Raw genomic sequence first — 13,065 nt, 5'->3', positions numbered from 1 at the left:
CCCGACCGGGAATCCGCCGCCTTGTGCTGCCTGGTGCCTGTCCCGCGGGATCAGTACCAGTTGTGCGCCTGCCAGAACGACCACGCGCCGCACGGGCTGCCGTAGCGCTCGTTCATGTAGTTCAGGCCCCACTTGATCTGGGTGGCCGCATTGGTCCGCCAGTCGGCACCGGCGGAGGCCATCTTCGAGCCGGGCAGCGCCTGGACCAGACCGTACGCACCGGACGAGGGGTTGACCGCCTGCGGGTTCCAGCCGCTCTCGCGGGTCACGATGTTGGAGAAGCACTGGAACTGGGCGTCGCCGACCATCTGCCGCGCCATCTCCTGCGGGCTACCGCTCGGCACCGCCGCGGCACTGGCGGTGCTCTCCTGCGCCGGACGCGGGGCGGCCTGCTTCTGCTGGGGTATCAGCGCCTGGCGCTCGTGGCTGCGGTTGGCGGCCTGCTGCTCCGCGCGGCGCTGCTGGGCCTGTGCGGCGACGTGCTCGGCGTGCGCCTTGCGCAGGGCGGCGACATGGGCGACGTGCCGGGCGTGCGCCTTGGTCCTGGCGGTGACCTGGGCGACGTGCTGGGCGTGCTTCTTGCGCACCAGGGCCTGGTGGGCGACGTGGGCGGCGTGCTGCTGGGCCACGGCGTTCAGATGGGCCACGTGCGAGGCGTGCGCGGCCCTGGCAGCCCTGGCGGCCTTGCCGGCGGCGGCCTGATCGGCCTGGGCCGTACCGGCACTCCCGGTCACGCCGGTGATCGCCAGGACGCCCACACCGGCCGCGGCGATACCGGCGGCGGAGTACTTGTGGGCCTTGGTCAGACGGTCGAGAGACGGGATCGTCGGGAGCTGCATGGGGGAGTTACCTCTTCCATTCGGCTGCGCTCCGCTCTGCACAGGCAAAGAGAAGCGCCACGTGTCCAACGCGGCGCGGAGCGACCTGAGCATTCTTAGCCCGCGGGAAATTCCCGGGCAAAGCCCGCCATTACTACCCGGCGTCGTAGACGGGCGGCCGCTCCGGGGCGGCACGACCCCCGCTCCCGGGCGGTCCGGCGCCTCGCGGGTCCACTACCTTCCTTCGTACGTGACGTACGTCCTATGCGGTGCCTCACAGGCATGTGGCACTGTGCGACGGGCCGGGCACCGCGTGTGCGCCGTTCTCCCGCTGTTTCCCCGACGTTCGGCCGGTTCCGGTCCCCGGCGGGCGGGGGCACCCCGTCGCGGCCGGAAGGGCACTTCGGCCTAGGTCCGGGGGACTGGTCCCGCCGGTCCCGCGGCCGATCCCGGATGCCGCGCCCCCCAGTACGGTGAAGCCATGCACAGCCGGTCATCCCGTCGCGGTGTCGAGGCGGTGAGCGCGGCCGTACTCGCCATGAGCAGGCACCTGGAGGTACGCGAGGTCCTGCAGACCATCGTCGCCTCCGCCCGTGAACTGCTCGACGCCGAGTACGCGGCGCTCGGCGTGCCCGACGACCACGGCGGCTTCGCGCAGTTCGTCGTCGACGGCGTCAGCGACGAGCAATGGCGGGCGATCGGCCCGCTGCCCCGCCAGCACGGCATCCTCGCCGCGATGCTCCACGAGGCCGGCCCGCAGCGGCTCGCCGACGTGCGCGCCGATCCGCGCTTCGGCGGCTGGCCCGCCGCCCACCCCGAGATGAGCGACTTCCTCGGCATGCCGGTGGTCGACGGCGACGAGGTCCTCGGCGCGCTCTTCCTCGCCAACAAGCGCGGCCCGCGACCCGCCGGCGGCGGGTGCGCCTTCACCGCGGAGGACGAGGAACTGCTGCGCACCCTGGCCGCGCACGCCGCCATCGCCCTCACCAACGCGCGCCTTTACGAGCGCAGCCGCGAGCTGACCCTCGCCGGCGAACGCGCCCGCATCGCGCACGAGTTGCACGACGCCGTCTCGCAGAAGCTCTTCTCGCTGCGGCTCACCGCCCAGGCCGCCGCCGCACTGGTGGACCGCGACCCGGTCCGCGCCCGCGAGGGGTTGCGCCAGGTCGCCGCGCTCGCCGCGGAGGCCGCCGACGAACTGCGCGCGGTCGTGGTCGAGCTGCGCCCCGCCGCCCTGGACGAGGACGGGCTGCTGGCCACGCTGCGCACTCAGGCGCAGGTCCTCGGCCGGGCGCACACGGCGCGCGTCTCCTTCAGCCACGGCAAGGTGCGGGCATTGCCCGCCGCCCAGGAGGAGGCGGTGCTGCGCGTCGCCCAGGAAGCCATGCACAATGCGCTGCGCCACGCCGAGGCGAGCACGGTGACCGTGCGCCTGGAGGCCCGTGGCAGGGGGGCGGTGCTCCGGATCACCGACGACGGACGGGGCTTCGACCCTTCGGCGGTACGGCGCGCCGGACGCCACCTGGGCCTGGTCTCGATGCGCGACCGGGCCGACGGGGTCGGCGGCGCCCTGACGGTGGAGTCGGCGCCCGGCAGGGGCACCGTGGTCGAGATGGAGGTGCCCGGTGGGTGACCGGGAGAGCGACGGCCCGGAGGTCCTCGGGGAGGGCCTGGAGGCGACGGAGGGACGGGCGATCCGGGTCCTGGTGGTGGACGACCACCAGGTCGTCAGGCGGGGCCTGCGGACGTTCCTGGAAGTGCAGCCGGACATCGAGGTCGTCGGCGAGGCGGCGGACGGCGACGAGGGTGTGCGGCGCGCCGAGGAGCTCGCGCCGGACGTGATCCTGATGGACATCAGGATGCCGGGCACCGACGGGATCGAGGCACTGCGCCGCCTGCGCGAGGCGGGCAGCAGGGCGCGGGTGCTGGTGGTCACCAGCTTCACCGAGCAGCGCACGGTCGTCCCCGCCCTGCGTGCCGGCGCGGCCGGCTACGTCTACAAGGACGTGGACCCCGACGCCCTGGCGGGTGCCATCCGCTCCGTCCACGCCGGGCACGTGCTGCTGCAGCCGGAGGTCGCCGACGTGCTGCTCTCCCAGGAGGAGCCGGCCTCCGGGCAGGGCCGCGGCGGCACGCTCACCGAGCGGGAGCGCGAGGTGCTGTCGCTGATCGCCGAGGGCCGTTCCAACCGGGAGATCGCCCGCGCGCTGGTGCTCTCGGAGAAGACGGTCAAGACCCACGTCTCCAACATCCTGATGAAGCTCGACCTGTCCGACCGCACCCAGGCGGCCCTGTGGGCCGTCCGGCACGGCATCGGGACGTGAACGGGCGGCCCCGGCCCGCACTGCCTCGGCGGGCGGCAGGCCGGCACCGCCTTATCGGTAGGACAAGCCGATCGTCGCGCACCGGACTGAGATTCATACCGTCGGGTGTATGTCGCCCGGATGGCGCAACCTGGGCCCGTCTGCCCCGTTCTTCATGGCGTGCTGCGGCGACTGCCGCGGCACCACATGCAAGGAGGGTCAAGAAAGTGAAGAACCTGCACAAGGTCGCCGCCGTCACCATGGTCGCCGGAAGCATCGCCCTGGTCGGAGCCGGTGCCGCCTCCGCTCACACCGGTGGTGGTGCCCACGCCGGCGGTTACGCGAAGGGCTCGCCCGGCGTGGTCTCGGGCAACACGATCCAGGTGCCGGTGCACATCCCCGTCAACGTCTGCGGCAACACCATCAGCGTGATCGGCGTGCTCAACCCGGCCATCGGGAACTTCTGCCTGAACAAGTGACCATGTGACCGCGGCAATGCCGCGGTCCGGCAGTGACCGCCGGCCCCGGGGGACCACCTCCGGGGCCGGTCCCATTTTCCGTTCATTTGCGCCCGTTCCTGACTGTTCCCGCCCATGAGTTCCGCCGTACGGAGGTTTCCGACGGTGGGCCCGTGTCACCGCCCCGGCAACGGCGTTCCCACAGTGCGGCCCCGCGACCTGGGACCGCGTCATCACAGGAGGAACAGCTCTCATGAACAGCGCCAAGAAGGCCGCCCTCGTCATCGCCGCCGCCGGTACGGCCGCCGCCGGCACCGCCGGCACCGCGTTCGCCGGCTCCCACGCGGGCGGCGCGGCCGTCGGCTCGCCCGGCGTGCTGTCCGGCAACGTGATCCAGGTGCCGGTGAACATCCCGGTCAACATCTGCGGCAACACCATCGACGTCATCGGGCTGCTGAACCCGGCGATCGGGAACGTCTGCTTCAACGACTGACACCGAAAGGGCCCCGTGGACGACCTCGTCCACGGGGCCCTTCGCGTACCGCTCCGGCGGGTCCGCGGCCCGGTCGCCTCAGCCCCGGCGGCGCTCGCTCTCCTCCACGTACGCGTTGTAGGCAGCCACCTGCGCCCGCCGCGCCGTGCGTTCCACCGGCCGGAGCAGCTCCGCCCGCGCCGCGATCTCCGAGGCGCTCACCGCCCCGCCGTGCTCCGACTGCGCGGCGGTGGCGATGGCCACCAGCGCTCCGACCCGCTGTGCCAGCTCCAGCACCCGAACCGCCCGCGGCGGATAGCCCGGCGCCAGCACCTCACGTCCGCGCTCGGCACGCGCCCGGTAGGCCTCCAGCGCCGCCTGGGCCGCCGGACCGGCCCCGGCCACGTCCAGCCGGGCCAGCGCCGCCGTGGCGTCCCGCAGGGCCTCGGCGAGCTCCCTCTCGGCCTCCCCCAGGGAGGGCACGTCGGCCGGCGGCGCGTCCCGCACCTCCAGGCACTGCCACTCCACCCCCACGTGCACGTCCCCGCGCGGGCCGACCTCTGTGACCTCCGGCACGAAGCCGATCGAGGGACCGCCCACCGCGACGACCGCCTCCCCGGCCGCCATCGCGCGGGCGTTGAACTCCGGGGGCCCGCTCAGCCCCAGCGGGTGGCCCGGCACCGGCAGCGCGACACGCAGCCCGGTCACCCCCAGGGCGCGCAGCCTGCCGAGGCCGAGAGTGAGCCCCACCGGGGCGGACTCCCCGGGCAGCCCGGCCATCCGGTGGGCCGAATCGCCCGCGATCACTTCCTGAGCGGCGTCGTCCGGTGCGGCAAGTCCGGCAATCAGGGCATTCCCCCAAGCCGCCAACCGTCCTGAGCGAGGTTCATCGAGCATCCCCCCAGCCTAAGGACTGGGGCAGGTCGGCCGTGGCGTAGATTTCCCTGGGGGCGGTGCCTGAAGACGCCCGCGACGGCAGACACGCGATCGGGAATTGGGAGACAACGCGCTCATGAGCGATGTTCTGGAGCTGGTGGACGTAACCGTGGTCCGAGACGGCCGGGCTCTGGTGGACCAGGTCTCCTGGTCGGTCGCCGAGGGCGAGCGCTGGGTGATCCTCGGCCCGAACGGCGCCGGCAAGACGACCCTGCTGAACATCGCGTCCAGTTACCTCTTCCCGACCTCCGGCGCCGTCCAGATCCTCGGCGAGAAGATGGGCGGCGTCGATGTCTTCGAGCTGCGGCCCCGCATCGGCATCGCGGGCGTCGCCCTGGCCGAGAAGCTGCCCCGCAGGCAGACCGTCCTGGAGACCGTGCTCACCGCCGCCTACGGGATGACCGCCCACTGGCAGGAGAGCTACGAGCAGGTCGACGAGGACCGGGCCCGCGCCTTCCTGGACCGCCTCGGCATGAGCGAGTACCTCGATCGCAGGTTCGGCACCCTTTCGGAGGGCGAGCGCAAGCGCACCCTGATCGCCCGCGCCATGATGACCGACCCCGAGTTGCTGCTCCTCGACGAGCCGGCCGCCGGTCTCGACCTCGGCGGCCGCGAGGACCTGGTGCGCCGGCTCGGCCGGCTCGCGCGCGACCCGATCGCACCCTCGATGATCATGGTCACCCACCATGTCGAGGAGATCGCCCCCGGATTCACCCACGTCCTGATGATCCGTCAGGGCAGGGTCGTGGCGGCCGGCCCCATGGAGACCGAGCTGAACTCCCGCAACCTGTCCCTCTGCTTCGGCCTGCCGCTCGTCGTCGAGCGCCGCGGCGACCGCTGGAGCGCCAACGGCCTGCCCCTGAAGTAGGACCGGGTTCGGGGGAGAGCCGTCGCACCCTGTCACAGATCCACTCCGGGCCCTACGATGGAGGTGTGGACGACTGGTTGTGGTGGCTCATCGCCGCCGTGGGGCTGGGTATTCCGCTCGTGGTGACCGCGATGCCCGAGTTCGCGATGTTCGCGGTCGGGGCCGTCGCCGCCGCCATCGCGGCAGGGCTCGGCCTGAGCATCACACCGCAGGTGCTGATCTTCGTGATCGTCTCGGTCGCCGGCATCGCCGTGGTGCGTCCGCTGGCCAACCGCAGCAGGGCGCAACGACCGGAGCTGCGCAGCGGCATCGACGCGCTCAAGGGCCGCCAGGCCGTCGTCCTGGAAAGAGTCGACGGACAGGGCGGTCGGATCAAGCTCAACGGCGAAGTCTGGTCCGCCCGGGCCCTCGACTCCGGCCGCCACTTCGATCCGGGCGAGAGTGTGGACGTCGTCGAGATCGAGGGCGCGACGGCAGTCGTGATCTGAACCGGCCCGAGCCCCGCACCGGATCCGGAACGGGAATTCGCCGAACCCGGCCCGCCTCCCGCGGGGGTCTGCCAGACTTGATCATGTCTTCGTACTGACAGTCAGCAGCAAACGGCGTGGGAGTGGACGTGCAGCCGATCATCATCGTCCTGATCATCCTGGTGGTGCTCGTCTTCATCGCGCTCATCAAGACGGTCCAGGTCATCCCGCAGGCCAGTGCCGCGATCGTGGAGCGCTTCGGGCGCTACACCCGGACGCTGAGCGCCGGCCTCAACATCGTGGTGCCGTTCATCGACACCATCCGCAACCGGATCGACCTCCGCGAACAGGTCGTGCCCTTCCCGCCGCAGCCGGTGATCACCCAGGACAACCTGGTCGTCAACATCGACACGGTCATCTACTACCAGGTGACCGACGCGCGGGCCGCCACCTACGAGGTCGCCAGCTACATCCAGGCCATCGAGCAGCTCACCGTCACCACGCTGCGCAACATCATCGGCGGCATGGACCTGGAGCGGACCCTGACCTCGCGCGAGGAGATCAACGCGGCCCTGCGCGGCGTCCTGGACGAGGCCACCGGCAAGTGGGGCATCCGCGTCAACCGCGTCGAGCTGAAGGCGATCGAGCCGCCCACCTCCATCCAGGACTCGATGGAGAAGCAGATGCGCGCCGACCGCGACAAGCGTGCCGCGATCCTCACCGCCGAGGGCATCCGGCAGTCCCAGATCCTCACCGCCGAGGGCGAGAAGCAGTCCGCGATCCTGCGCGCGGAGGGCGAGTCCAAGGCCGCGGCCCTGCGGGCGGAGGGCGAGGCCCAGGCCATCCGCACCGTCTTCGAGTCCATCCACGAGGGCGACCCCGACCAGAAGCTGCTGGCCTATCAGTACCTGCAGATGCTGCCCAAGATCGCCGAGGGCGAGTCCAACAAACTCTGGATCATCCCCAGCGAGCTCAACGACGCGCTCAAGGGCCTCGGCGGCATCGTCAACCTCCCCGGCGCCCCCGGTGCCGGCGGCGGCACCAACGGCGAGGGCGGCCCCCGCCGCGAGACCCCCCGGCTCGACAAGGACTGAAGCACCGTCCGTCGCGCCGCCCCGCCTGTGACATGATCCGTGCGCTCCCCTCGACCTCGACGGCGGGGAGGAGCCGCACCGATCATGGAGGCCGCAGATGTCGCTCTGGGAAGCCCTTGCCGTCCTCGCGGCAGGCGTCGCCGCCGGAACGATCAACACCGTCGTGGGATCGGGAACGCTGATCACCTTCCCGGTCCTGCTCGCCGTCGGCCTGCCGCCCGTCACCGCCAACGTGTCCAACACCCTGGGCCTGGTCCCCGGATCCCTCAGCGGCGCCATCGGCTACCGGCGCGAGCTGCGCGGCCAGCGGGACCGCCTGCTCCGGTTCGGCGCCGCCGCCCTGTGCGGCGGACTGACCGGGGCCGTACTGCTGCTGGCACTGCCCTCATCGGCCTTCGACACCATCGTCCCGGTCCTCATCGGCCTGGCCCTGGTGCTCGTCGTCGTACAGCCCCGGCTCTCCCGCGCCCTCCAGGCCCGCAGGGCCGGCAACGGCACCCACGCCCCCGAGCACGGCGGTCTGCTGCTCCCGCTCGGCCTGCTCCTCGCCAGCGTCTACGGGGGCTACTTCGGCGCCGCCCAGGGCGTCATATACCTGTCCCTCATGGGCGTCCTGCTCGACGAGAGCTGGCAGCGCATCAACGCGGTCAAGAACGTCCTCGCGCTGATCGTGAACGGCGTCGCCGCCGTCTTCTTCCTCTTCGTCGCCGACTTCGACTGGGCCGCGGTCGGCCTGATCGCCGCGGGCGCAGCCGTCGGCGGTGTCCTCGGCGCCCGCATCGGCCGCCGGCTGCCGCCGACCGCACTGCGCGGCGTGATAGTCGTCGTCGGCATCGCGGCGATCGTCCAGCTGCTCGTCAAGTAGCCGGACGACCGCCGCGCGGCCCGGTCACGCCGGCAGCGCGAGCCACTCCGGTACGTCCTCACGGTCCTTCAGGCCCAGTGCCAGCAGCAGCGCGTCGGCCGGCGTCGGCTCGAACGGCAGCGTCAGCAGCCGCATCCCCGCCTGCTCCGGCGTACGGTCGGCCTTGCGGTGGTTGTCCTCCGCGCAGGACGCCACGGTGTTCAGCCAGGTGTCCCCGCCTCCGCGCGAACGCGGCAGCACGTGGTCCACGGTCGTCGCCCGCCGGCCGCAGTAGGCGCACCGGTGACGGTCCCGCACCAGCACCCCCCGCCGCGACCAGGCGGCCCGTTGTCGGAAGGGGACCCGTACGTACCGGCAGAGCCGGATCACCTGCGGGACCGGCACGTCCACGGCCGCGGCACGGATGCGCAGCCCGGGGTGGGCCTGCTCGACCACGGCCTTGTCCTGCATCACGAGCACCACCGCGCGCCGCAGCGACACCGTCGACAGCGGCTCGAAGGTCGCGTTCAGTACCAGCGTCTCCCGCATTTCGCCCACCCCTCTGGTCCGTCCTCGCCGTGTGGCGAAGTGGCTCCACTGTGACCGGGCCATACCCGTGCGGACAACGCAATTTCCGCACGTAAAAGCGAACAGGAGGAAACGGGAAACCCAACGGACAACTGCCCGCCACCCCTGGCGCCCGCCCCCCGTGGGGAACGCGGGCGCCCGGGGCGCGGCAGTCGGCGCGGACGCCCGGGCGCATGACCGGACTCCGGCGAACAGCTGGCATGTCGCGCGGCGAGAACCGCACAGCGCAACGCCCCGCCGCTCCCGCCACTGCGGTGCCGACCCCCGGTGACGGTTGGTCACCAGGCAGACACCACTGTGCGTGCGGGAGCGCCGGGGCGCAACGGAATTACCGGCCGCGGGAGGCTACGCCCCCGGGTTCTCGTACTCGCCGATCACATGGGCGCGGGCCAGTGCGTGGAAGCGCAGGTTGAAGCCGACGACCGCGGGCGACACGTCGGCGTCCGGGCCCAGCTTCTCCTGGTCCACCGCGTACACCGTGAACACGTAACGGTGCGATCCGTCCCCGGGCGGCGGGGCCGCCCCGCCGAAGTCCCGGGTGCCGTAGTCGTTGCGGACGTGCACCGCGCCCTCGGGCAGCCCCTTGAAGCCCTCGCTGCCGGCCCCGGCGGGCAGCTCCGTGACGGACGCCGGGATGTCGAAGAGCACCCAGTGCCAGAAGCCGCTGCCGGTGGGCGCGTCAGGGTCGTAACAGGTCACCGCGAAGCTGCGGGTCGCCTCGGGGAAGCCCTCCCACCGCAGGTGCGGCGAGATGTTCCCCTCGGCGTGGACCTGGTCGTCCTTGAGGGTGCCGCCCGGCTCGATGTCGTCGCTCACGACCGTGAACGACGGCACCGGCGGGTGGAAGTCATGGGGGAGCGGCCGCCGCTTCTGCTCGGTCACCACGGTTACCTCCTGATCGCGAAAAGCGCTGTCCCCGGCCGATCCTAGAACCAGTTGCGCTTCCCGCCGACCTCGGCCAGCCACTGGTTGAGGTACCCCGCCCAGTCGGTGGCCTGGAAGTTGTCGAGGTTCACGGTGAACGAGCGGTACGCGTCGCTGCCCTCGCTGAACAGACCCGGCTTCTTGTCCATCTCCAGGATGACGTCCATCTCGTGGCCGTCGGCGACGAAGCTCAGCTCCACCTGGCTCAGCCCGCGGTACTGCTGCGGCGCGAAGAACTCGATCTCCTGGTAGAAGGGCAGCCGCTGCCGGGTACCGCGAATGTGCCCGCGCTCCAGGTCCGCGTTCTTGAAGGAGAAACCCAGCCGGCCGAACGCGTCGAGGAGCGCCTGCTGCGCGGGGATCGGGTGCACGTTGATCGGGTCGAGGTCACCGGAGTCCACCGCGCGGGCGATCGCCAGCTCCGTCGTCACACCGACGTTCATCCCCGTCAGGTGACGGCCGAGGAAGGTCGTGATGGGCGTCTCCCACGGGATCTCCAGCCCGAACGGCACCACGTGCACCGCACCCGGCTGCACCTCGAACGCGCCGCCCAGCCGCTGCCGGTGGAACTCGATGTCCTGCTTGTACTCGGCGTCCTGGCCCTCGACCTCGACACGGGCCTGCAGGCCGACCGACAGCCCCTCGATCTGCTGAGGGACCGAGCCGCCCTGGATGCGCACCTCGCCCTGGACCACACCACCCGGCACCACATTCGGCTCGCCCAGCACGGTCTCGACCGACGCGCCCCCGGCACCCAAGCTCGCAAGCAGCTTCTTGAAGCCCACGATGTCCCTCTCCCTTTACTGGCGGTTGCCTCGGTCATTACGAACGCGGCCCCACCCCGAACGGTTCCATTACTCTCGTACCGCATGATCGCGGCTCCCGAAAGCATCCCCCTGCGCCGGTCCTTCTTCGACCGCCCGGTGCTGGAGGTCGCCCCCGAGCTCCTGGGGCGAGTCCTGGTACGCACGACGGATGACGGCCCCATCGCCCTGCGGCTCACCGAGGTCGAGGCGTACGCGGGCCCCGCCGACCCCGGTTCCCACGCCTACCGGGGACGCACCGACCGCAACGCCGTGATGTTCGGACCACCCGGTCACGCCTACGTCTACTTCACCTACGGCATGTGGCACTGCCTGAACATCGTCTGCGGCCCCGGCGGCAACCCCAGCGGGATCCTGCTGCGCGGCGGCGAGATCATCGAGGGAGCCGAGCTCGCCCGCACCCGCCGGGTCAGCTCCCGGCGCCCCCACGACCTCGCCCAGGGACCCGCCCGCCTGGCCACCGCCCTGGACGTCGACCGCACACTCAACGGCGCCGACGTCTGCCCGGACGGTCCCGCTGACTCCCCCTTCCGCATCCTGGCCGGCACCCCCGTCGACCGCGCGGCCGTGCGCAACGGCCCGCGCACCGGCGTCGGCGGCGAAGGAGCGGCCCACCCCTGGCGCTTCTACATCGACGGGGACCCCACGGTCAGCCCGTACCGGGCCCACGCACCGCGCCGCCGCGCCCAGGGAGGCGCAAAAGGAGTCGAGCCGAACGCGTAGTCTCGGTAAGACTCCGTACGCAACGGGTACGAGGCACCGACCGACTCCAGGGAGACACGAGAACCGTGACGGACATCGTCGACGAGCTGCGGTGGCGAGGGCTGATCGCCGTTTCCACCGACGAGGACGCATTGCGCAAGGCGTTCACGGACGGCCCGGTCACGGTCTATTGCGGCTTCGACCCGACGGCGCCCAGCCTCCACCTCGGCAACCTGGTGCAGATCCTCACCATCCGGCGGCTCCAGCTCGCCGGGAACCGGCCGCTCGCCCTCGTCGGCGGCGCCACCGGACTCATCGGTGACCCCAAGCCCACCGCCGAGCGGACGCTGAACGACGCGGACGTCGTCGCCGGGTGGGTCGAGCGGATCCGCGCCCAGATCGAGCCCTTCCTCTCCTTCGAGGGCCCCAACGCCGCCGTGATGGTCAACAACCTCGACTGGACCGCGGGCCTGTCGGCCATCGAGTTCCTCCGCGACGTGGGCAAGTACTTCCGGGTCAACAAGATGATCGCCAAGGAGGCGGTCGCCCGCCGGCTGAACTCCGAGGCGGGCATCAGCTACACCGAGTTCAGCTACCAGATCCTGCAGGGCATGGACTTCCTGGAGCTGCACCGCCGCTACGGCTGCACCCTGCAGACCGGTGGCAGCGACCAGTGGGGCAACCTCACCGCCGGCATCGACCTGATCGGCCGCGTCGAGGGCACCTCCGTGCACGCCCTCGCCACCCCTTTGATCACCAAGGCCGACGGCACCAAGTTCGGCAAGACGGAGTCGGGCACCGTGTGGCTCGACCCCGACATGACGACGCCGTACGCCTTCTACCAGTTCTGGCTCAACGCGGACGACCGCGACGTGTCCAAGTTCCTGCGCATCTTCAGCTTCCGGTCGCAGGAGGAGATCGAGGAGCTGGAGCGGCAGACCGAGGAACGCCCGCAGGCCCGCGCGGCCCAGCGCGCCCTGGCCGAGGAGCTCACCACCCTGGTCCACGGCGCCGAGCAGTGCGCCGCGGTCGTCGCCGCTTCCAAGGCTCTTTTCGGCCAAGGCGAACTCGGCGAACTCGACGAGCGCACGCTCGCCGCGGCGCTCGGCGAACTGCCGCGTGCCACGGTGTCCGGGCTGGCACCGGTCGCCGACCTCTTCGCCGAGGTCGAGCTCGTCGCCAGCAAGTCCGCGGCTCGCCGCACCATCCGCGAGGGCGGCGCCTACGTGAACAACACCAAGGTGACCGACGAGGACGCGGCCCCGGGGGCCGGCGACCTGCTGCACGGACGCTGGCTCGTCCTGCGCCGCGGCAAGAAGAGCCTCGCGGCGGTCGAGGTGGTCGCCGGCTGACACCGCGTCGGCTGGTTTTCCGGTTTTCGACGTTTGAGCGGCGGTGGAGCTTGACTCTGCCGCCGCTCCTGCGTAACGTAGCCCAAGCCGCTTGAGACGGTGCGTCCGGTTCGTCCGGATCCTGCGATCGGCGGCCACTCACTACGACGATCCCTCTCCGAAGATTCGGATGCATTTTCGTGCGTCCGAATCGGAGAATCGGATGAATTCGCAAAGCGCGAGGGAATCCGCTAACGTAGTGAATGCGCCGGGGCGGAAACGCCAAGGCGAAACCCCCTCCAGAGGGTGGCAGAGAAGGAAATCGGATCTGCTAAGCTGGAGACAACGAAGGGAAAGCCCGGAGGGGCCGGTGAAACGGTCTCGAAGGAAGCTTCCGTTCCTTGAGAACTCAACAGCGTGCCAAAAGTCAACGCCA

General features: G+C 71.2%; 15 protein-coding genes. 10 read left to right on the top strand and 5 right to left on the bottom strand.

Going from position 1 to position 13,065, the window contains the following annotated elements; translation table 11 throughout:
- Positions 1–50: 50 nt before the first annotated feature.
- Positions 51–839 carry a transglycosylase SLT domain-containing protein gene (locus tag ACIP98_RS08365; RefSeq protein WP_319661292.1) on the bottom strand — a complete coding sequence of 263 codons (789 nt, stop codon included), beginning with the start codon at positions 837–839 and terminating at the stop codon, positions 51–53.
- Between the two features lie 460 nt (positions 840–1,299).
- Between ACIP98_RS08365 and ACIP98_RS08360 the strand changes: the two genes are divergently transcribed.
- The 4 genes from ACIP98_RS08360 to ACIP98_RS08345 all read left to right on the top strand — a co-directional run bounded on the left by ACIP98_RS08360 (position 1,300) and on the right by ACIP98_RS08345 (position 4,072).
- Positions 1,300–2,451: a GAF domain-containing sensor histidine kinase gene (locus tag ACIP98_RS08360; protein WP_401974441.1), complete on the top strand. Its 1,152-nt coding sequence runs from the start codon at positions 1,300–1,302 to the stop codon at positions 2,449–2,451.
- Positions 2,452–2,488: 37 nt separating this feature from the next.
- The gene (locus tag ACIP98_RS08355; RefSeq protein ID WP_319661317.1) at positions 2,489–3,142 is read left to right on the top strand and encodes a response regulator transcription factor; all 654 of its coding nucleotides are present in this window, start codon (positions 2,489–2,491) and stop codon (positions 3,140–3,142) included.
- Between the two features lie 206 nt (positions 3,143–3,348).
- Positions 3,349–3,600 (top strand): chaplin, encoded by a 252-nt coding sequence (locus ACIP98_RS08350; RefSeq protein ID WP_319661294.1) that lies wholly within the window; start codon positions 3,349–3,351, stop codon positions 3,598–3,600.
- Between the two features lie 232 nt (positions 3,601–3,832).
- Positions 3,833–4,072 carry a chaplin gene (locus ACIP98_RS08345; protein ID WP_319661295.1) on the top strand — a complete coding sequence of 80 codons (240 nt, stop codon included), beginning with the start codon at positions 3,833–3,835 and terminating at the stop codon, positions 4,070–4,072.
- Between the two features lie 78 nt (positions 4,073–4,150).
- Here the strand turns inward: ACIP98_RS08345 and ACIP98_RS08340 are convergent, their stop codons facing one another.
- The gene (locus ACIP98_RS08340) at positions 4,151–4,948 is read right to left on the bottom strand and encodes a hypothetical protein (RefSeq protein ID WP_401974437.1); all 798 of its coding nucleotides are present in this window, start codon (positions 4,946–4,948) and stop codon (positions 4,151–4,153) included.
- A 115-nt stretch (positions 4,949–5,063) separates the two neighbouring features.
- Between ACIP98_RS08340 and ACIP98_RS08335 the strand changes: the two genes are divergently transcribed.
- The 4 genes from ACIP98_RS08335 to ACIP98_RS08320 all read left to right on the top strand — a co-directional run bounded on the left by ACIP98_RS08335 (position 5,064) and on the right by ACIP98_RS08320 (position 8,281).
- On the top strand, positions 5,064–5,855 hold the full coding sequence (locus tag ACIP98_RS08335; protein WP_401974435.1) for an ABC transporter ATP-binding protein: 792 nt from the start codon (positions 5,064–5,066) through the stop codon (positions 5,853–5,855).
- 77 nt (positions 5,856–5,932) lie between these two features.
- Positions 5,933–6,343: an NfeD family protein gene (locus ACIP98_RS08330; RefSeq protein WP_401974818.1), complete on the top strand. Its 411-nt coding sequence runs from the start codon at positions 5,933–5,935 to the stop codon at positions 6,341–6,343.
- Positions 6,344–6,471: 128 nt separating this feature from the next.
- Positions 6,472–7,416, top strand: coding sequence for an SPFH domain-containing protein (locus tag ACIP98_RS08325; protein ID WP_319661299.1), 945 nt, complete (start codon positions 6,472–6,474; stop codon positions 7,414–7,416).
- Positions 7,417–7,513: 97 nt separating this feature from the next.
- Positions 7,514–8,281 carry a sulfite exporter TauE/SafE family protein gene (locus ACIP98_RS08320; RefSeq protein WP_401974433.1) on the top strand — a complete coding sequence of 256 codons (768 nt, stop codon included), beginning with the start codon at positions 7,514–7,516 and terminating at the stop codon, positions 8,279–8,281.
- Positions 8,282–8,305: 24 nt separating this feature from the next.
- Here ACIP98_RS08320 and ACIP98_RS08315 read toward each other — a convergent pair whose 3' ends face one another.
- The 3 genes from ACIP98_RS08315 to ACIP98_RS08305 all read right to left on the bottom strand — a co-directional run bounded on the left by ACIP98_RS08315 (position 8,306) and on the right by ACIP98_RS08305 (position 10,557).
- Positions 8,306–8,809 carry an HNH endonuclease gene (locus ACIP98_RS08315; protein WP_319661302.1) on the bottom strand — a complete coding sequence of 168 codons (504 nt, stop codon included), beginning with the start codon at positions 8,807–8,809 and terminating at the stop codon, positions 8,306–8,308.
- 384 nt (positions 8,810–9,193) lie between these two features.
- The gene (locus ACIP98_RS08310; protein WP_319661319.1) at positions 9,194–9,730 is read right to left on the bottom strand and encodes a YbhB/YbcL family Raf kinase inhibitor-like protein; all 537 of its coding nucleotides are present in this window, start codon (positions 9,728–9,730) and stop codon (positions 9,194–9,196) included.
- Between the two features lie 44 nt (positions 9,731–9,774).
- Positions 9,775–10,557 (bottom strand): sporulation protein, encoded by a 783-nt coding sequence (locus ACIP98_RS08305; protein WP_401974430.1) that lies wholly within the window; start codon positions 10,555–10,557, stop codon positions 9,775–9,777.
- Positions 10,558–10,641: 84 nt separating this feature from the next.
- Between ACIP98_RS08305 and ACIP98_RS08300 the strand changes: the two genes are divergently transcribed.
- Both ACIP98_RS08300 and tyrS read left to right on the top strand, forming a co-directional pair.
- Entirely contained in the window at positions 10,642–11,319 is a 678-nt protein-coding gene (locus tag ACIP98_RS08300; protein ID WP_319661304.1) for a DNA-3-methyladenine glycosylase, read from the top strand.
- A gap of 65 nt (positions 11,320–11,384) precedes the next feature.
- Positions 11,385–12,650: a tyrosine--tRNA ligase gene (gene tyrS / locus ACIP98_RS08295; RefSeq protein ID WP_319661305.1), complete on the top strand. Its 1,266-nt coding sequence runs from the start codon at positions 11,385–11,387 to the stop codon at positions 12,648–12,650.
- The last annotated feature ends 415 nt before the right edge of the window (positions 12,651–13,065 follow it).

The sequence above is a fragment of the Streptomyces sp. NPDC088354 genome (assembly GCF_044753585.1).
In the GTDB taxonomy this organism is placed as follows: domain Bacteria; phylum Actinomycetota; class Actinomycetes; order Streptomycetales; family Streptomycetaceae; genus Actinacidiphila.
The sequence above is the reverse complement of the archived record's forward strand: the minus strand, read 5'-3'. Positions and strand labels throughout refer to the sequence as shown.